Source organism: Pseudomonas sp. GD04158, assembly GCF_029834875.1.
Taxonomy (GTDB): domain Bacteria; phylum Pseudomonadota; class Gammaproteobacteria; order Pseudomonadales; family Pseudomonadaceae; genus Aquipseudomonas; species Aquipseudomonas hydrolytica.
Map to the genome: position 1 here is coordinate 60957 of NZ_JAODYT010000017.1, position 17945 is coordinate 78901.

15 protein-coding genes are annotated in these 17945 nt (G+C 65.2%); 11 read left to right on the forward strand and 4 right to left on the reverse strand.

Annotated features, from left to right (window positions below; translation table 11 throughout):
• The first annotated feature begins 20 nt into the window (after positions 1 to 20).
• From murC to lpxC, 6 genes are all read left to right on the forward strand, one after another.
• Complete coding sequence (murC, locus tag N7333_RS09460) at positions 21 to 1421, forward strand: UDP-N-acetylmuramate--L-alanine ligase (protein WP_230089781.1); 1401 nt, start codon at positions 21 to 23, stop codon at positions 1419 to 1421.
• Complete coding sequence (locus N7333_RS09465; RefSeq protein WP_129484011.1) at positions 1418 to 2359, forward strand: D-alanine--D-alanine ligase; 942 nt, start codon at positions 1418 to 1420, stop codon at positions 2357 to 2359. The genes murC and N7333_RS09465 overlap by 4 nt, the downstream gene beginning before the upstream one ends.
• A gap of 3 nt (positions 2360 to 2362) precedes the next feature.
• Positions 2363 to 3229 carry a cell division protein FtsQ/DivIB gene (locus N7333_RS09470; RefSeq protein ID WP_011921030.1) on the forward strand — a complete coding sequence of 289 codons (867 nt, stop codon included), beginning with the start codon at positions 2363 to 2365 and terminating at the stop codon, positions 3227 to 3229.
• 15 nt (positions 3230 to 3244) lie between these two features.
• Positions 3245 to 4492: a cell division protein FtsA gene (gene ftsA / locus N7333_RS09475; protein WP_003242991.1), complete on the forward strand. Its 1248-nt coding sequence runs from the start codon at positions 3245 to 3247 to the stop codon at positions 4490 to 4492.
• Positions 4493 to 4534: 42 nt separating this feature from the next.
• Positions 4535 to 5728, forward strand: a complete 1194-nt coding sequence (ftsZ, locus tag N7333_RS09480) for a cell division protein FtsZ (protein WP_003242992.1) — start codon at positions 4535 to 4537, stop codon at positions 5726 to 5728.
• A 111-nt stretch (positions 5729 to 5839) separates the two neighbouring features.
• Positions 5840 to 6751, forward strand: coding sequence for a UDP-3-O-acyl-N-acetylglucosamine deacetylase (gene lpxC / locus N7333_RS09485; protein WP_003242994.1), 912 nt, complete (start codon positions 5840 to 5842; stop codon positions 6749 to 6751).
• Between the two features lie 121 nt (positions 6752 to 6872).
• Here the strand turns inward: lpxC and N7333_RS09490 are convergent, their stop codons facing one another.
• Entirely contained in the window at positions 6873 to 7328 is a 456-nt protein-coding gene (locus N7333_RS09490; protein WP_003242996.1) for a DciA family protein, read from the reverse strand.
• A 78-nt stretch (positions 7329 to 7406) separates the two neighbouring features.
• Between N7333_RS09490 and N7333_RS09495 the strand changes: the two genes are divergently transcribed.
• From N7333_RS09495 to N7333_RS09515, 5 genes are all read left to right on the forward strand, one after another.
• A complete protein-coding gene (locus tag N7333_RS09495; RefSeq protein WP_011921031.1) occupies positions 7407 to 8327 on the forward strand; it encodes a M23 family metallopeptidase in 921 nt (306 codons plus the stop codon).
• A gap of 238 nt (positions 8328 to 8565) precedes the next feature.
• Positions 8566 to 11301 carry a preprotein translocase subunit SecA gene (gene secA / locus N7333_RS09500; RefSeq protein WP_129484009.1) on the forward strand — a complete coding sequence of 912 codons (2736 nt, stop codon included), beginning with the start codon at positions 8566 to 8568 and terminating at the stop codon, positions 11299 to 11301.
• A gap of 151 nt (positions 11302 to 11452) precedes the next feature.
• Positions 11453 to 12670 carry a bifunctional glutamate N-acetyltransferase/amino-acid acetyltransferase ArgJ gene (argJ, locus tag N7333_RS09505; RefSeq protein WP_011921033.1) on the forward strand — a complete coding sequence of 406 codons (1218 nt, stop codon included), beginning with the start codon at positions 11453 to 11455 and terminating at the stop codon, positions 12668 to 12670.
• Positions 12671 to 12800: 130 nt separating this feature from the next.
• Entirely contained in the window at positions 12801 to 13433 is a 633-nt protein-coding gene (locus N7333_RS09510; RefSeq protein ID WP_279858740.1) for a glutathione S-transferase family protein, read from the forward strand.
• On the forward strand, positions 13430 to 14371 hold the full coding sequence (locus tag N7333_RS09515) for a Nudix family hydrolase (protein ID WP_279858742.1): 942 nt from the start codon (positions 13430 to 13432) through the stop codon (positions 14369 to 14371). Before N7333_RS09510 ends, N7333_RS09515 begins: the two co-directional genes overlap by 4 nt.
• Before the next feature lie 56 nt (positions 14372 to 14427).
• On the opposite strand, the gene N7333_RS09520 is transcribed toward N7333_RS09515, so the two are convergent.
• The 3 genes from N7333_RS09520 to N7333_RS09530 all read right to left on the reverse strand — a co-directional run.
• Complete coding sequence (locus N7333_RS09520) at positions 14428 to 15003, reverse strand: cob(I)yrinic acid a,c-diamide adenosyltransferase (protein ID WP_096827309.1); 576 nt, start codon at positions 15001 to 15003, stop codon at positions 14428 to 14430.
• A gap of 3 nt (positions 15004 to 15006) precedes the next feature.
• The gene (locus tag N7333_RS09525) at positions 15007 to 17022 is read right to left on the reverse strand and encodes a HAMP domain-containing sensor histidine kinase (protein ID WP_003243009.1); all 2016 of its coding nucleotides are present in this window, start codon (positions 17020 to 17022) and stop codon (positions 15007 to 15009) included.
• A 106-nt stretch (positions 17023 to 17128) separates the two neighbouring features.
• A partial coding sequence (locus tag N7333_RS09530) for a putative 2-dehydropantoate 2-reductase (protein ID WP_279858744.1) occupies positions 17129 to 17945 on the reverse strand: 817 nt, incomplete at its 5' end.

A 17945-nucleotide genomic window follows, 5' to 3' on the forward strand; every position in this document is an offset into this window, starting at 1 on the left:
TCAAGGCCGAAGTACGGCGCATGCGCCGTATCCGCCGTATCCATTTCGTCGGTATCGGCGGCGTTGGCATGTGCGGTATCGCCGAGGTGCTGCTGAACCTGGGTTACGAAGTGTCCGGCTCCGATCTCAAGGCCTCGGCGGTGACCGAGCGTCTGGAAAGCTTCGGTGCGAAGATCTTCATCGGCCACGCTGCCGAGAACGCCGAGCAGGCCGATGTGCTGGTGGTGTCCAGCGCGGTCAACACCAGCAACCCGGAGGTCGCCACCGCCCTGGAGCGGCGCATTCCGGTGGTGCCGCGTGCCGAGATGCTCGCCGAGCTGATGCGCTACCGCCACGGCATCGCGGTGGCCGGCACCCATGGCAAGACCACCACCACCAGCCTGCTGGCCTCGGTGTTCGCCGCCGGCGGTCTCGATCCGACCTTCGTCATCGGTGGCCGTCTGAACGCCGCCGGCACCAATGCCCAGCTCGGCTCCAGCCGCTTCCTGATCGCCGAAGCCGACGAGAGCGACGCCAGCTTCCTGCATCTGCAGCCGATGGTCTCGGTGGTCACCAATATCGACGCCGACCACATGAGCACCTATGGCGGCGACTTCAACAGGCTGAAGAAGACCTTCATCGAGTTCCTGCACAACCTGCCGTTCTACGGCCTGGCCGTGCTCTGCGTGGACGATCCGGTGGTGCGCGAGCTGCTGCCGCAGGTCGGCCGCCCGACCGTGACCTACGGCTTTGCCGAAGACGCCGACGTGCGCGCGATCAACGTGCGGCAGGAAGGCATGCGCACCTACTTCACCGTGCTGCGCCCGGACTGCGAGCCGCTCGACGTGTCGGTGAACATGCCGGGCAATCACAACGTTCTCAATGCCCTGGCGACCATCGCCATCGCCACCGACGAAGGCATCGACGATGCCGCCATCGTCGCCGGGCTGTCGGGCTTCCAGGGCGTCGGTCGGCGCTTCCAGGTCTACGGCGAACTGCCGGTGGATGGCGGCAGCGTGATGCTGGTGGACGACTACGGCCATCACCCGCGTGAAGTGGCCGCGGTGATCAAGGCCGTACGCGGCGGTTGGCCGGAGCGCCGTCTGGTGATGGTCTACCAGCCGCACCGCTACAGCCGTACCCGCGATCTGTACGACGACTTCGTGCAGGTGCTCGGCGAAGCCAACGTGCTGCTGCTGGTGGAGGTCTACCCGGCCGGTGAGGAGCCGATCCCCGGTGCCGACAGCCGGCAGATGTGCCACAGCATCCGCCAGCGCGGCCAGCTCGATCCGATCTATGTCGAGCGCGGCGTGGACCTGGCGCCGCTGCTCAAGCCGCTGCTGCGTGCCGGCGACATCCTGCTGTGCCAGGGCGCGGGCGATATCGGCGCGGTGGCGCCGCAACTGATCAAGCACCCGCTGTTCGTGGGGGAGTCGAAATGAGTTTGCACAGTAGCCTCGATCCCAAGGCTTTCGGTCGCGTCGCCGTGCTGTTCGGCGGCAAGAGCGCCGAGCGCGAGGTGTCGCTGAAATCCGGCAATGCCGTGCTCTGCGCCCTGCAGGCGGCCGGGGTGGACGCCTTCGGCATCGACGTGGGCGATGATTTCCTGCAGCGCCTTGCCAGCGAGAAGATCGACCGCGCCTTCATCGTGCTGCACGGCCGCGGTGGCGAGGATGGTTCCATGCAGGGCCTGCTCGAGTGCGCCGGCATTCCCTACACCGGCAGCGGCATCCTCGCCTCGGCGCTGGCCATGGACAAGCTGCGTACCAAGCAGGTCTGGCACAGCCTCGGCCTGCCGACGCCGCGTCACGCCGTGCTGACTTCGCAGGCCGACTGCGAAGCGGCGGCTGCCGAACTGGGTTTCCCGCTGATCGTCAAGCCGGCCCATGAAGGCTCCAGCATCGGCATGGCCAAGGTCGACAGCGTCGAGGCGCTGATCGCTGCCTGGCAGGACGCCGCCCGCTACGACAGTCAGGTACTGGTCGAGCAGTGGATCGCCGGCCCCGAGTACACCGTGGCCGTGCTGCGTGGCGAAGTGCTGCCGCCCATTGGCCTGGGCACGCCGCACAGCTTCTACGACTACGACGCCAAGTACCTGGCCGATGACACCCAGTACCGCATTCCCTGCGGCCTCTCGGCCGAGAAGGAGGCGGAACTGAAAGAGCTGACTGCGCGCGCCTGCGAGGCCGTGGGCACCCAGGGCTGGGCGCGTGCAGACGTGATGCAGGATGCCAGTGGCCAGTTCTGGCTGCTGGAAGTGAACACCGTACCGGGCATGACCGATCACAGCCTGGTGCCAATGGCCGCGCGCGCCGCCGGTCTGGACTTCCAGCAGCTGGTGCTGGCGATCCTGGCCGACAGCGTCGAGGCGAGGGGTTAAGTCATGACCGTGGCTTTGCGTCACCAGGACACGCTGAGGGCTCCGCTGCGCGGCAAGCCCGCGCCGCGTGGCGCCAGCCGCCTGGTGGCCAAGGAGCCGATGCGCCTGCGTCTGCCCAAGCCGGATTTCTCCTGGGTCGGGCGTTTGCTCTGGCCGCTGCTGCTGGTTGGGCTGGGGTTTGGCGCCTACGAAGGTGCGCAGCGTCTGCTGCCCTACGCCGACCGCCCGATCGCACGCATCAGCGTGCAGGGCGATCTGGCCTACGTCAGTCAGCAGGCGGTGCAGCGGCGGATCGCGCCGTTCATCGAGGCGAGCTTCTTCAGCGCCGATCTGCGCGGCATGCGCGAAGAGCTGGAGCGCATGCCCTGGATCGCCCATGCCGAAGTGCGCCGCGTCTGGCCGGACCAGATCGACGTGCGTCTGGAAGAGCAACTGCCCATCGCCCGCTGGGGCGACGAGGCGCTGCTCAACAACCAGGGGCAGGCCTTCGCGCCGCAGGAGCTAGACAACTATCAGCATCTGCCGCAGCTGTACGGCCCGCAGCGGGCGCAGCCCAAGGTGATGCAGCAATACCAGATGCTCAGTCAGCTGCTGCGGCCGATGGGCTTCACCGTGGTCGGGCTGCAGTTGCGCGAGCGCGGCAGCTGGTTCCTCTCGGCCACCGAGAACGCCAGCGGCCAGCGCATCGACATCCTGCTGGGGCGTGATCACGTGGTGGAAAAAATGCGTCGTTTCGCCGCCATCTATGAGCGGGAACTGAAAGAACAGAGCGCGAACATCGCGCGCATCGACCTGCGTTACGCCAACGGCCTGGCCGTGGCCTGGCGCGAGCCGGTGGAGCCGGCCGCGGCCGAGCAGAAAGTGAATTGAGGAGAGGCAGGACTAATGAGTAGCGCGCAGAGCGGCAAGATGATCGTTGGCCTGGACATCGGCACCTCCAAGGTGGTGGCGCTGGTGGGCGAGGTGACGGCCGACGGCCAGCTGGAGATCGTCGGTATCGGCACCCATCCGTCGCGCGGGCTGAAGAAGGGCGTGGTGGTCAATATCGAGTCCACCGTGGCCTCGATCCAGCGCGCCGTGGAAGAGGCGCAGCTGATGGCCGGCTGCCGTATCCACTCGGCCTTCGTCGGCGTGGCCGGCAATCACATCCGCAGCCTCAACAGCCACGGCATCGTCGCCATCCGCGACCGCGAAGTGAGCAGTGCTGATATCGAGCGTGTGCTCGACGCCGCGCAGGCAGTGGCCATCCCGGCGGATCAGCGCGTGCTGCACACCCTGGCGCAGGACTACGTGATCGACAACCAGGAAGGCGTGCGCGAGCCGCTGGGCATGTCCGGCGTGCGTCTGGAGGCTAAGGTGCACGTGGTGACCTGTGCGGTGAACGCGGCGCAGAACATCGAAAAATGCGTGCGCCGCTGCGGCCTGGAAGTCGACGACATCATCCTCGAGCAGCTGGCCTCGGCCTACTCGGTACTGACCGAGGACGAGAAGGAACTGGGCGTATGCCTGGTGGACATCGGCGGCGGCACCACCGATATCGCCATCTTCACCGAAGGCGCGATTCGCCACACGGCGGTGATCCCGATCGCCGGTGATCAGGTCACCAACGACATCGCCATGGCCCTGCGTACCCCGACCCAGTACGCCGAAGAGATCAAGATTCGCTATGCCTGCGCCCTGGCCAAGCTGGCCGGTGCCGGCGAAACCATCAAGGTGCCCAGCGTTGGTGATCGCCCGCCGCGCGACCTGTCGCGCCAGTCCCTGGCCGAAGTGGTCGAGCCGCGTTACGACGAGCTGTTCACCCTGATCCAGGCCGAGCTGCGTCGCAGCGGCTACGAAGATCTGATTCCCGCCGGCATCGTCATGACCGGCGGTACGGCGAAGATGGAAGGCGCGGTCGAGCTGGCCGAGGAAATCTTCCACATGCCCGTGCGCCTCGGTGTGCCGCACAGCGTCAAGGGCATGGCCGACGTGGTGCGCAACCCGATTTATTCCACCGGTGTGGGGCTGCTGATGTACGGGCTGCAGAAGCAGAACGACGGCATTTCCATGTCGGTGAACGGTCCTTACCAGGACGAAAACAAGACCCCGGTACTCGAGCGCATCAAGCGCTGGGTGCAAGGCAATTTCTGAATTTGCAGTAGGCGTTACAACTAGAAAGGAAGGAGAGGGATCATGTTCGAACTAGTAGATAACATTCCGCAAAGCGCGGTGATCAAAGTGATCGGTGTCGGTGGTGGCGGCGGCAACGCAGTCAATCACATGGCGGTCAGCAACATCGAAGGCGTCGAGTTCATCTGCGCCAACACCGATGCGCAGGCGCTGAAGAACATCGGTGCGCGCACCGTGCTGCAGCTCGGCCCGGGCGTGACCAAGGGCCTGGGCGCTGGCGCCAATCCGGAAGTCGGTCGTCAGGCCGCGCTGGAAGATCGCGAGCGCATCGCCGAAGTACTGGCGGGCACCGACATGGTGTTCATCACCACCGGCATGGGCGGTGGCACCGGTACCGGCGCCGCGCCGGTAATCGCCGAGGTGGCCAAGGAGCTGGGCATCCTCACCGTTGCGGTGGTGACCCGTCCGTTCCCGTTCGAAGGCCGCAAGCGCATGCAGATCGCCGACGAAGGCATCCGCGCACTGGCCGAGAGCGTCGACTCGCTGATCACCATCCCCAACGAGAAGCTGCTGACCATCCTGGGCAAGGATGCCAGCCTGCTGTCCGCCTTCGCCAAGGCCGATGACGTGCTGGCCGGCGCGGTGCGTGGCATTTCCGACATCATCAAGCGTCCGGGCATGATCAACGTCGACTTCGCCGACGTGAAGACCGTGATGAGCGAGATGGGCATGGCCATGATGGGCACCGGCTGCGCCAGCGGTCCGAACCGTGCTCGCGAGGCCACCGAAGCCGCTATCCGCAACCCGCTGCTGGAAGACGTCAACCTGCAGGGCGCGCGCGGCATCCTGGTGAACATCACCGCCGGCCCGGATCTGTCTCTGGGCGAGTACTCCGACGTGGGTAACATCATCGAGCAGTTCGCTTCCGAGCACGCCACCGTCAAGGTCGGTACCGTGATCGACGCCGACATGCGCGACGAGCTGCACGTCACCGTGGTCGCCACCGGCCTCGGCGCGCGCATGGAGAAACCGGTCAAGGTGATCGACAACACCGTGCAGGTTGCCGCCAGCCAGCCGGTTGCCCAGCAGCCCGCCGCGCAGCCGCGCAGCGAGCAGTCGGTCAACTACAAGGACTACGAGCGTCCGACCGTGCAGCGCCAGAGCCACAGCGGCGCGGCCACTGCAGCCAAGCTCAATACCCAGGACGATCTGGACTACCTGGATATTCCGGCTTTCCTGCGTCGCCAGGCTGATTGATGGAATGTATCAGGAGTATAAGGGTGATTGGTGTTCAGCAAAGGTCGGTTCTGCTATCATTCCCGACCATTGTTGAAAACAGTTCGCAACTAGCGATATAGCGGCCAAGCCATGATCAGACAACGCACCCTGAAGAACATCATCCGTGCCACCGGTGTTGGCCTGCATTCGGGGGAAAAGGTTTACCTGACCCTGAAGCCGGCTCCGGTGGATACCGGCATCGTGTTCCGTCGCACCGACCTCGACCCCATCGTGGAAATTCGCGCGCTGGCCGGGAATGTCGGTGAAACCACCATGTCGACCACCCTGGTCAATGGTGATGTCAAGGTGGATACGGTAGAGCACCTGCTTTCGGCCATGGCAGGCCTGGGCATCGATAACGCCTACGTCGAGCTCTCCGCATCCGAAGTGCCGATCATGGATGGCAGCGCCGGCCCCTTCGTATTCCTGATTCAATCCGCTGGCCTGCAGGAGCAGGAAGCGCCGAAGAAGTTCATTCGCATCCTGCGTGAGGTCACGGTGGTGGAGGGCGACAAGCGCGCCACCTTCGTGCCCTTCGACGGATTCAAGGTGAGCTTCGAGATCGACTTCGATCACCCCGTGTTCCGCAATCGCACGCAGAGCGCCAGTGTGGATTTCTCCAGCACGTCTTTCGTCAAGGAAGTCAGCCGGGCCCGCACCTTTGGTTTCATGCGTGACATCGAGTTCCTGCGTTCGCAGAACCTGGCGCTCGGTGGCAGTGTGGAAAACGCCATCGTGGTCGACGAGTATCGCGTGCTCAACGAAGACGGCCTGCGTTACGAGGACGAATTCGTCAAACACAAGATTCTCGATGCCATCGGCGATCTGTACCTGCTGGGTAACAGCCTGATCGGCGAGTTCAAGGGCTTCAAGTCGGGGCATGCGCTGAACAATCGCCTGCTGCGCACTCTGATCGAGCAGACCGATGCCTGGGAAATGGTGACCTTCGAGGACGCCAAGCTCGCGCCGATCTCCTACATGCGCCCGGTAGCGGCCGTGTAGTCGAACTCTCTTTCCAGATGCAATTGAGGCCACCTTCGGGTGGCCTTTTTTATGGCTGCTCGTGAGGGAGTCGCTGCACAGGACGCACCCTACGGCTTTGCCGACGAATGGAAGGAGGGTGCTATTCGTCTTTCTGCGTATGGCTCGCCAGGCGCTCAAGCGCCGCCCGCAGCCGGGGGTCGCGGATACCTTCGGCACTGGCCTGGATGTTCTGTGCGGCGCCCTTGGACAGCTGCAGGGTGCGACCGGTTCCACGATTTTGCCCGCCTTGAGGTTGCACCTTGAACAGGATTTTCGTTAAGGTCGCGAACTCTTCGAGTGCCTGCAGTTGTCGTTGCAGTCGTTTTTGCTGATAACGCAGGCGTGTTGCCCAGTGGCCATCGGTCACTATCAATAGCAGACAGCCGTCACGCCAGGACGCTACATGACAGTGCTCCCGGGCGGCTGGTTGTAGCTGGCTTTCGACAAGACGCTGCAGGTTGGACAGGCGTTGCGCCTGACCGAACAGCGCTTTCAGGGGCTTGGCTTCGCGTAGCAGCGTAGCGGGTGCCTGGGCCGGCAAGGGACGGAACGTCATGGCAGGAGGCCTTAAGTTGCGGAGTGGCCATGGTAGCAGAGCATGCTGCCGGCCAGTGCTCTGCCTGAAGGGGATGCCATGCACATTATCCTGCTGCACAGCCGACATGGTTCGGCGCGAACCATCAATCTCGATCTGCGCTGGCTGCTGCTGGCCGTCTTCCTGCTCCTCGGCCTGACGCTGGGGGCCGGCGCCGCGGTGGGGGCCAAGTGGCTGACCGCCGAGCCCATAGCCGATCAGTCGCTGGCGGCCGCCCTGGATCAGCAGCGCGAGCAGGTCGGTGCGGTGCGCCTGGATGCGCAGCGCCAGCTCGATGCCTTCGCCGTGCACGTCGCCGAACTGCAGGCGCGCCTGACCCGACTCGATGCACTCGGTGAGCGTCTGACCGAACTGGCCGAGCTGGACGCCGGCGAGTTCGATTTTTCCCTGAGCGTCGGGCAGGGCGGCGCGGAAGATGCCCTCGGCGCCTCGGCCTATGCGCCGCCACCTTTCATGAGCGCACTGGATGAGCTGGCGCTGCGTGTGGAGAGCCGCGAGCAGCAGCTGGAAGTGCTGGAACAACTGCTCGGCGAGCGTCGTCTGAACGAGGCGGAGATGCTGTCCGGCCGCCCCGTTCTGCAAGGTTACGTGTCTTCTCCCTTTGGGCGCCGCGTGCATCCGCTGACTGGCCGCTCGAGCATGCACAAGGGGATGGATTTCGCCGCCAAACCCGGTAGCGACGTGGTGGCGGTGGCCGCTGGCGTGGTGACCTTCTCCGGCAAGAAGAGCGGTTATGGCAATACCGTGGAGATCAGCCACGCCGACGGCTACGTCACCCTCTATGCCCACAACCAGAGCAATACGGTGCAGATCGGCGATCTCGTGCAGCGTGGCCAGACCATCGCCAAGGTCGGTCGTAGCGGCCGCTCCACCGGTTACCACGTGCATTTCGAGGTCAGCAAGGATGGCCGTCAGGTCAATCCGGCGCTGTACATCGCCCGCGCCAACGGCGTCGAGTGAGCGGGCGGCAATCGTCACCTCTTGAATCCCGGGTATTCGCCCCCATCTAACGGAGCACGCTGCGCCTGGCTCGCCGAGGCAGGCGCTGCCTGCGCCATCACGCGGTAGCAATGGGCTGACAACGTCACTTTCCTCCCCGGCTTTTCCGGGTAGAATGCCCCCTTCGCCCGCAGCCATGCTGGCTGCCAGGTCGCGATTTGCGCCGACCTCCATCCATTCGCCGGAAGATCCTGTCGATATGTTTGCGCCTCTGTTGAAAAAACTTTTCGGAAGCAAGAATGAGCGTGAAGTCAAACGCATGCTCAAGGCGGTGCAGTCCGTCAACGCCCTCGAAGAGCAGATGATCGCCCTCTCGGACGAGCAACTGCGTGGCAAGACCGAAGAGTTCAAGGCCCGTCTGGCCAAGGGCGAAACCCTCGATCAGTTACTTGCCGAAGCCTTCGCCGTGGCCCGTGAGGCCGGCAAGCGCGTGATGGGCATGCGTCACTTCGACGTGCAGCTGATCGGTGGCATGACCCTGCACGAAGGCAAGATCGCCGAGATGCGTACCGGTGAGGGCAAGACCCTCGTAGGTACCCTGGCGGTCTACCTCAACGCACTGTCCGGCAAGGGCGTGCACGTGGTCACCGTCAACGAATACCTGGCCCGCCGCGACGCCAACTGGATGCGTCCGCTGTATGAATTCCTCGGCCTCACCGTGGGCATCGTCACCCCCTTCCAGCCGCCGGAAGAAAAGCGTGCCGCCTACGCTGCCGACATCACCTACGGCACCAACAACGAGTTCGGCTTCGACTACCTGCGCGACAATATGGCGTTCAGCCTGGAAGACAAGTTCCAGCGCGAACTGAACTTCGCCGTGATCGACGAAGTGGACTCGATCCTCATCGACGAGGCGCGTACGCCGCTGATCATCTCCGGTCAGGCCGAGGACAGCTCCAAGCTGTACATCGAGATCAACCGCCTGATCCCGCGCCTCAAGCAGCACATCGAGGAAGAGGAGGGCGTGGTGACCCAGGAAGGTCACTACAAGGTCGACGAGAAATCGCGTCAGGTCGAGCTCAACGAAGCCGGCCACCAGTACGTCGAGGAGATGCTCACCGCTGCCGGTCTGCTGGCCGAGGGTGAGAGCCTCTATTCCGCGCACAACCTCGGCCTGCTGACTCACGTCTATGCCGGCCTGCGCGCCCACACCCTGTTCAACCGCAACGTCGAATACATCGTGCAGAACGGCCAGGTGATCCTGATCGACGAGCACACCGGCCGGACCATGCCGGGGCGTCGCCTGTCCGAGGGCCTGCACCAGGCCATCGAAGCCAAGGAAGGGGTGAACATCCAGGCCGAGAGCCAGACCCTGGCCTCGACCACCTTCCAGAACTACTTCCGCCTGTACAACAAGCTGTCCGGCATGACCGGTACCGCCGATACCGAGGCCTTCGAGTTCCGTCAGATCTACGGTCTGGACGTGGTGGTGATCCCCACCAACAAGCCGATCGCCCGTAAGGACTTCAACGACCTGGTCTACCTTACCCAGGAAGAGAAGTACCAGGCGATCATCACCGACATCAAGGACTGCCAGGCCCAGGGCCGGCCGATCCTGGTCGGTACCGCCTCGATCGAGACTTCCGAGTACGTCAGCCAGCTACTGCAGAAGGAAAAGATCGAGCACAAGGTGCTCAATGCCAAGTACCACGACAAGGAAGCCGAGATCATCGCCCAGGCCGGCCGCCCGGGCGCGGTGACCATCGCCACCAACATGGCCGGTCGCGGTACCGACATCCTCCTCGGCGGCAACTGGGAAGTGGAAGTCGCTGCGCTGGAGAACCCCACCGACGAACAGATCGCGCAGATCAAGACCGAGTGGCAGAAGCGTCACCAGCAGGTGATCGAGGCCGGCGGCCTGCACGTGATCGCCTCCGAGCGCCACGAGTCGCGGCGTATCGACAACCAGCTGCGTGGTCGTGCCGGTCGCCAGGGTGACCCGGGCTCCAGCCGCTTCTACCTGTCGCTGGAAGACAACCTGATGCGCATCTTCGCCTCGGATCGGGTGAAGAACTTCATGAAGGCCTTGGGCATGCAGTCCGGCGAGGCCATCGAGCACCGCATGGTCACCAACGCCATCGAGAAGGCCCAGCGCAAGGTCGAAGGCCGCAACTTCGACATGCGTAAGCAGCTGCTCGAATTCGACGACGTGGCCAACGAGCAGCGCAAGGTGATCTATCACATGCGCAACAGCCTGCTGGCTGCCGAGAACGTCGGCGACACCATCGCCGAGTTCCGCGAGGAAGTGCTGACCGCCGCCATCAACGGCCACATTCCGCCGCAATCAATGCCCGAGCAGTGGGACGTCGCCGGCCTGGAATCCACCCTGCAGAGCGATTTCGGCCTGAAGCTGCCGATCCAGCAGTGGCTGGACGAAGACGACAAACTGTACGAGGAGACCCTGCGCGAGCGCATCCTCGCCGAGCTGGTGGCGGCCTACAACGAGAAGGAAACCCAGGCCAGTGCCGAGGCCCTGCGCACCTTCGAGAAGCAGATTCTGCTACGCGTGCTGGACGATCTGTGGAAAGACCACCTGTCGACCATGGATCACCTGCGTCACGGCATCCACCTGCGCGGTTATGCGCAGAAGAACCCCAAGCAGGAATACAAGCGCGAGTCCTTCGCCCTGTTCCAGGAGCTGCTGGAGTCGATCAAGCGCGACACCATTCGCGTGCTCAGCCATGTGCAGGTGCGTCGCGAAGACCCGGCCGAGGAAGAGGCCCGTCTGCGTCGCGAGGCCGAAGCACTGGCCGAGCGCATGCAGTTCCAGCATGCCGAAGCATCGGCGCTGGCAGCCGAACAAGATGGCGCCGAGGAAGGCGCAGTCGCCACCGCCACCGCGCCGGTGCGCAGCGAGAACAAGGTCGGCCGCAACGAACCCTGCCCTTGCGGTTCGGGCAAGAAGTACAAGCACTGCCACGGTCAGATCAACTGATCGTCGGTCCGCATGGACCGCTTGCAGTAGAGGGCGCATCAGCTATGCTGCCTGCGCCCTGACAACGCCGCGACGGCCCTGCCGCTCGCGGCGTTTTACCATTTCACCCGGCCGCCGCTGCGGTCACTGCACACTTGAAGGAGCGCTCTCTATGGCTGTTGGTCTTGGTCCGCTGTCTACCCTGCACCCGGTACCCGGTTTCGAACTGGGCATCGCCTCGGCCGGCATCAAGCGCCCGGGCCGCAAGGATGTGGTGGTGATGCGCTGCGCCGAGGGTTCGCGTATCGCCGGGGTGACCACCACCAACGCCTTCTGCGCCGCGCCTGTACTGCTCACCCGCGAGCGCCTGGGTGGCGAGGTGCGCTACCTGCTGACCAATACCGGCAATGCCAACGCCGGCACCGGTGCCGACGGTCTGGCCCGTGCGCGCCGCGCCTGTGCCCGCCTGGCCGAGCTGACCGGCGTAACCGAAAGCGCCGTGCTGCCGTTCTCCACCGGAGTGATCGGCGAGCCGCTGCCGGTGGAGAAGATCGAGTCCGCGCTGCAGGCCGCACTGGACGATCTCAAGACCGACAACTGGGAAGCGGCCGCCACCGGCATCATGACCACCGACACCCTGCCCAAGGGTGCCAGCCGTCAGTTCCAGCACGATGGCGTGACCATCACCGTCACCGGCATCTCCAAGGGCGCCGGCATGATCCGCCCGAACATGGCCACCATGCTCGGCTACATCGCCACCGACGCCAAGGTCGCCCAGGGAGTGCTGCAGGATCTGGTGCGCGACGCGGCGAACAAGTCGTTCAACCGCATCACCATCGACGGCGACACCTCCACCAACGACTGCTGCATGCTGATCGCCACCGGCCAGGCCGCACTGCCCGAGATCAGCGAGGCCTCCGGCGAGCTGTTCACCAAGCTCAAGCAGGCGGTGTTCGAGGTGTTCATGGAAGTGGCCCAGGCCATCGTCCGTGACGGCGAAGGTGCGACCAAGTTCGTCACCGTCCAGGTCAATGGCGGCGGCACCCACCAGGAATGTCTGGACGTAGCCTACGCCGTGGCCCATTCGCCGCTGATCAAGACCGCGCTGTTCGCCTCCGACCCCAACTGGGGGCGCATCCTCGCTGCCGTGGGCTATGCCGGCGTAGCGCAGCTGGATGTGAGCAAGATCGACGTGTTCCTCGGTGAGGTCTGCATCGCCAGCAAGGGCTGCCGTGCCGCCACCTACACCGAAGAGCAGGGTGCAGCGGTGATGGCCCGTGAGGAAATCACCATCCGCATCGAGCTGGGCCGTGGCACCTGCAGCGAGACCATTTGGACCACCGACCTGTCCCACGAGTACGTCAAGATCAACGCCGAATACCGCACCTGAGCAACTTGGGCTTTGCACTATTCCCGCGCCTCATGCCCCCATGACGCGCGGGAATTTGCTATTCGGGGTGCGGACTTTTAACGTCGAGTGACTTCTGGGCATTTCAGGAACCTAGACGAGGACACGCAAGATGGCACTGCAACTGGTGATTGGCGACAAGAACTATTCCTCCTGGTCTTTGCGCGCGGCGCTGGTGGTCGATCTGGCCGGCGCCGACTGCGAAGAGGTGTTGGTGCGCCTGTATCAGCCGGACAGCCGCGCGCAGTTGCTGCGCCATTCGCCCACCGGCAAGGTGCCGGTTCTGCTCACCGAGCAGGGCGCGGTGTGGGACTCCCTGGCGATTGCCGAGTACCTGGCCGAGTGTTATCCCGAGGCGCAGTTGTGGCCGCAGGAGCGCCAGGCTCGCGCGCTGGCGCGCAGTGTCTGTGCGGAAATGCACAGCGGCTTCACGGCGCTGCGCAGCCATCTGCCCATGGACTTGGCGCGGGACCAGGCGCTGGCCGAGCTGCCGGATGCGGCGCAGGCCGATATCGATCGCATCTGCGCGATCTGGGCCGAGTGCCGCGAGCGCTATGCCAGCTCGGGCAACTACCTGTTCGGCCAGGCCAGCATCGCCGATGCTTTCTACGCGCCGGTGGCCGCGCGCCTGCGCAGTTATCATGTGGTGCTGCCGACAACGGCAGCGGCCTATGTCGAAACCATCTACCGCTGGCCGGCGTTCCAACGCTGGTATCAGGCGGCATTGCAGGAGGTAAAGGGGTGAGGCGCGTTCATGTCGCAGCAGCGGTGATTCGGGGTGTCGATGGACGCATCCTGATTGCCAGGCGCCCTCAGGACAAACACCAGGGCGGTCTGTGGGAGTTTCCCGGCGGCAAGGTGGAGGAGGGCGAGGCCGTGCGCGTCGCCCTCGATCGCGAGCTGGAAGAGGAACTGGGCATTCGCCCGCAGGCGGCGCGCCCGCTGATCCAGATTCGCCACGACTACCCGGACAAACAGGTACTGCTGGACGTCTGGGAAGTGTCGGCCTTCAGTGGCGAGCCCCATGGCGCGGAAGGCCAGCCGCTGGCCTGGGTCAGTGAGCGGCAGTTGCTGGAGTATGAATTTCCCGCCGCCAACAAGCCCATAGTCGCCGCTGCGCGACTGCCCGAGCGCTACCTGATCACCCCCGATGGCCTGGAGCCGAGCGAGCTGCTGGCCGGCATCCGCAGCGCCCTGGCGCAGGGCGTGCGGCTGATCCAGCTGCGCGCACCGAACATGTTCGATGCGCAGTATCGCGACCTGGCGGTGGACGTGCAGGGGCTGTGCGCCGGCAAGGCGCAACTGATGCTCAAGGGACCGTTGGAGTGGCTGGGCGATTTTCCTGCCGCCGGCTGGCACCTGACCGCCGAGCAGCTGCGCAGGTATGCCGCTGGCGGCCGCCCCTTCCCTGAAGACCGCTGGCTGGCGGCGTCCTGCCACAGCGCCGAGGAGCTGGCGCTGGCTTCGCAGATGGGCGTGGATTTCGCCACGCTGTCGCCGCTGCAGGCGACGGCGACGCATCCCGAGACGCCGCCGCTGGGCTGGGAGGTCGCGAGCGAGATGCTGACCCATTTCAACCTGCCGGCCTATCTGCTGGGCGGCGTTGGTCCCGGCGATATCGAGCGCGCCTGGCAGACCGGCGCTCAGGGCGTGGCGGGTATCCGCGCGTTCTGGCCGCAGTAGGGCCGCCGTACGCAGCTAGCAGCCATCGCGGTATTTCCTGGTGCGCGCGGCGCACCCTACGGCTTGTCTGCGGCTTTCCACAATACTTCAGCAATGCCCTGGCGCCTGGCGATCAGGCGGGCGGCGACGAACAGTAGGTCGGAGAGGCGGTTGACGTAGGCCAGCCCTTCGGCGCGCAAGGGTTCGACGGCATTGAGGTGCTGGCAGCGGCGCTCGGCGCTGCGGGCGAAGCTGCGGCAGACGTGGGCCTGCGCGATCAGGCGCGAGCCGCCCGGCATGATGAAGTTTTCCAGAGGCCCGACCTCCTCGTTCCAGCGGTCGATGGCGGCCTCCAGGCGTTCGATTTCACCCTGCTGCAAAGCCTGGTACTCGGGCATCGCCAGTTCACCGCCCAAGTCGAACAGGCGATGCTGACAGGGGCTCAGCACTTCACCGATCTCCTGGAGGCCTGGCCAGGTGGCGGCGGCTTCTTCCAGGTCTGCGAGCAGCAGACCGAGCTGGCTGTTGAGCGTGTCCAGTTCGCCGATGGCTTCGATGCGCGGATGGTCCTTGCCGACCCGGCGACCGTCGGCCAGGCCGGTTTCGCCCTTGTCGCCGGTGCGGGTATAGATCTTGGAGAGGCGCATGCCCATGACTCAGAGTCCTGTGTTGTCGGCAGTGGAGGCCAGTGGCAGGCGCAGGGTGAAACAGGTGCCCTGGCCCGGGGTGGAGTGCACCTCCATCTGCCCCTTGTGGTTGTTGGTGACGATGAAATAGGACACCGCCAGGCCCAGGCCGGTGCCCTGGCCGACTTCCTTGGTGGTGAAGAAGGGCTCGAAGATGCGCTTGCGCACGGCCTCGCTCATGCCGATGCCGTTGTCCTCCACCTGCACCTCGGCCCAGCCGCCGACCTGACGGGTGCGCAGGGTGATGCGGCCGGGTTCGTCGTCGTCGCGCTGGTGGATGGCCTGGGCGGCGTTCTTCAGCAGGTTGAGCAGCACCTGTTCCAGTTCGTTGGCGGTGGCGGCTACCGGGCCCAGCTGCGGGTCGAAGTCGCGGACGATCTGCAGGGCCTTGAAGTCGAAGCTGTCGGTCAGATCGAAGTCGTTGCCGGCGATCTCCAGCGCCTGGTCGATCAGGGCGGGCAGGTCGCAGGGCGACAGCTGACGATCGCTGCGGCGACTGAAACTGAGCATGTGGCTGACGATCTTGGCGGCACGCTGGCCGGCCTGCTGGATGCCGTCTAGTAGCCGTGGCACCTCGCGCGCCTGCATGTACTGCTCGATGGCCTCCAGGCTGACGCCGGCCTGCTCGGCCTGCTCGCGGTTCTTCTCCAGTTCCGGCGACAGGCGCCTGCGGATGTTCTGCACGTTATGCAGGATGGCGCCCAGCGGGTTGTTGATCTCGTGAGCCATGCCCGCAGCCAGCCCGCCGACCGAAAGCATCTTTTCCGATTGCACCATCATCTCTTCCAGGGCCAGGCGCTGGGTGATGTCGTCGATGCGGATCACCACGCCACGCCCGGTGCCGCCCATCAGCGGGTAGAAGGTCAGGGCGTAATGGCGCGGGTCCTCGTCCTTGTGCCAGGTAACCCGTTCGATCTTCTCCACCCGATGCTGCTCGGCGGTGCGCCGCAGCTGCGGCAGGAAGGGCTTGAGCGGCGGAAAGGCGAGAAACACCGGTTGGTTCAGCGCCTCGTCCAGGCGGGTACCGGACAGGGCGCTGGCCTCCTGATTCCACTGGGTGACGTAGAGCTGCTCGTCGAGGGCGATCAGCGCCGAGGGCATCGAATCGATGATGCTGTTGAGGTAGTTCTGAAAGCCGGTGAGCTTCTTCTCGATCTTGCTGCGCACTTGCACTTCCAGTTCCAGCTTGCGGTTGGAATGGCGGGTTTCCTCGGCCAGGCTCTGGGCCTGATCGAAGGCCTGCTGGGCGTCGTCGCGGGCGCGCTTGAGCTGCTGTTCGCGCGCCTCGATGCGCATCAGCATGGTGTTGAAGGCATCGGCGAGGCTGCCGATCTCGTCCTGGTTGCCGCGGGTGGCGCGCAGCGCATAGTTCTCCTCGCGGGTGACCTGGCGCGACAGTTCCTCCAGGCGGCGGATCGGCTTGGTCACCAGGCGCTTGATCTGCCTGGCCACCAGCAGCCAGAGCAGCACGCTGAGGGCCAGAATCGCCAGGCTGGCGCTCAGCGTGCCGGTGTAGAACACCCCAGGCAGCTCGCTGGAAGCCACCAGCAGCAGGGCGCCGGGGCGGCCACTGGGGTGCGGCAGCTCCACCAGCAGGTTGGTGCGAAAGGCGGTTTCGCGCCAGTGCTGCAGCTGGCTCAGCTGTTGCGGTAGCTGCAGTTTCTCGCCGCGCTGCAACTGCGCCAGGCTGACGCCGTTACTGTCGTAGATCACCGCGGCACGCAGCGGCGCGTAATCGTCCAGGCGCTTGAGCAGGGCTTCGGCCGAGGCCGGCGAGTGCAGTGCCTCCTTGCTCAGGGTGGGGCTGGCGATCAGTCGGCCGAGGGTGTGCAGGGCCTGGGGCGCCATGCTCTCCTGGGTGATCCAGTAGGCCGCGCTGATAAAGGCCAGGTTGGCGATCAGCAGTACCGCGGCGAGCAGCACCAGCAGCGCGGCGAGCAGTTTGCGGCCGACCGGCAGGTTGTCGAGGCGCTGACGCAGTCTCATGGGGTTATCGCTGTGGTGGATGAAGGCGGCAGGTTAGCGCGGCCGGTCGCCCCTTGTCATGCCGCCAGGCGTGCGGCGGATGTGGCCATGCCGGCGGCCTGCGTTGTCAGTCCAGCGGCAGACCGCGCGCGGCGAGGTGGCTGAGCAGGCGCTGCTGCAGGTGTTGCAGGTGCGGCAGATGCAGGTCGTGACGCTGCGCCGCGGCGCAGGCGTAGCCGAGCAGGTAGGCGATCTCGGTGCGCCGCCCCTGGGCGACATCCTGATGCATGGAGGAGTAGTTGAGGGCGGTGGCTGCAATCACCCGCTGCACCTCTTCATGCAGGTTATCGGCCGCTGCCGGCTGGCCGCAGCGTTGCAACAGTTCGCCGAGTTCGGCGCACAGCGTGGCGACTTCGGCCGGATGCTCGCGCAGACCGCCGTTGCGGCAGTCATGCAGCACGGTCAGCGGGTTGATCGCACAGTTCAGCGCCAGTTTGCGCCACAGCCGCGCGAGGATGTCCGGAGTCCATTGATGGGGAATGCCGGCGCGCTGCAGCTCGTCCAGCCACGCCGGCGGCGTCGGATCGAGCGGGTCGCCCAGCCAGGTGTGACCATGGCCGGCGAACACCACCTCGAAGCCGGGCTGGCGAAAGGCGCCCTCGGTACTGGAGAGAAACAGGCAGCGCTGCCCGGGCAGACGCTGCGCGACGCCATCCTGGCTGCCCAGGCCGTTCTGCAACAGCAGCAGCTCGGCGCCTTCGGCCAGGCGCGGCGCCAGTTCCGTTGCGGCGGCCTGCGCGTCGTAGGCCTTGCAGGCCAGCAGCAGGCGGTGGATGGGCGCATCGGCCTGGGGTAGTTCGGCGGGAATGGCGTAGTGGCTGGGCGCGCCGTCTTCGATCAGGGTCAGGCCGCCGGCCGCCTGGTATTCGGCCAGGCGCTCCCGG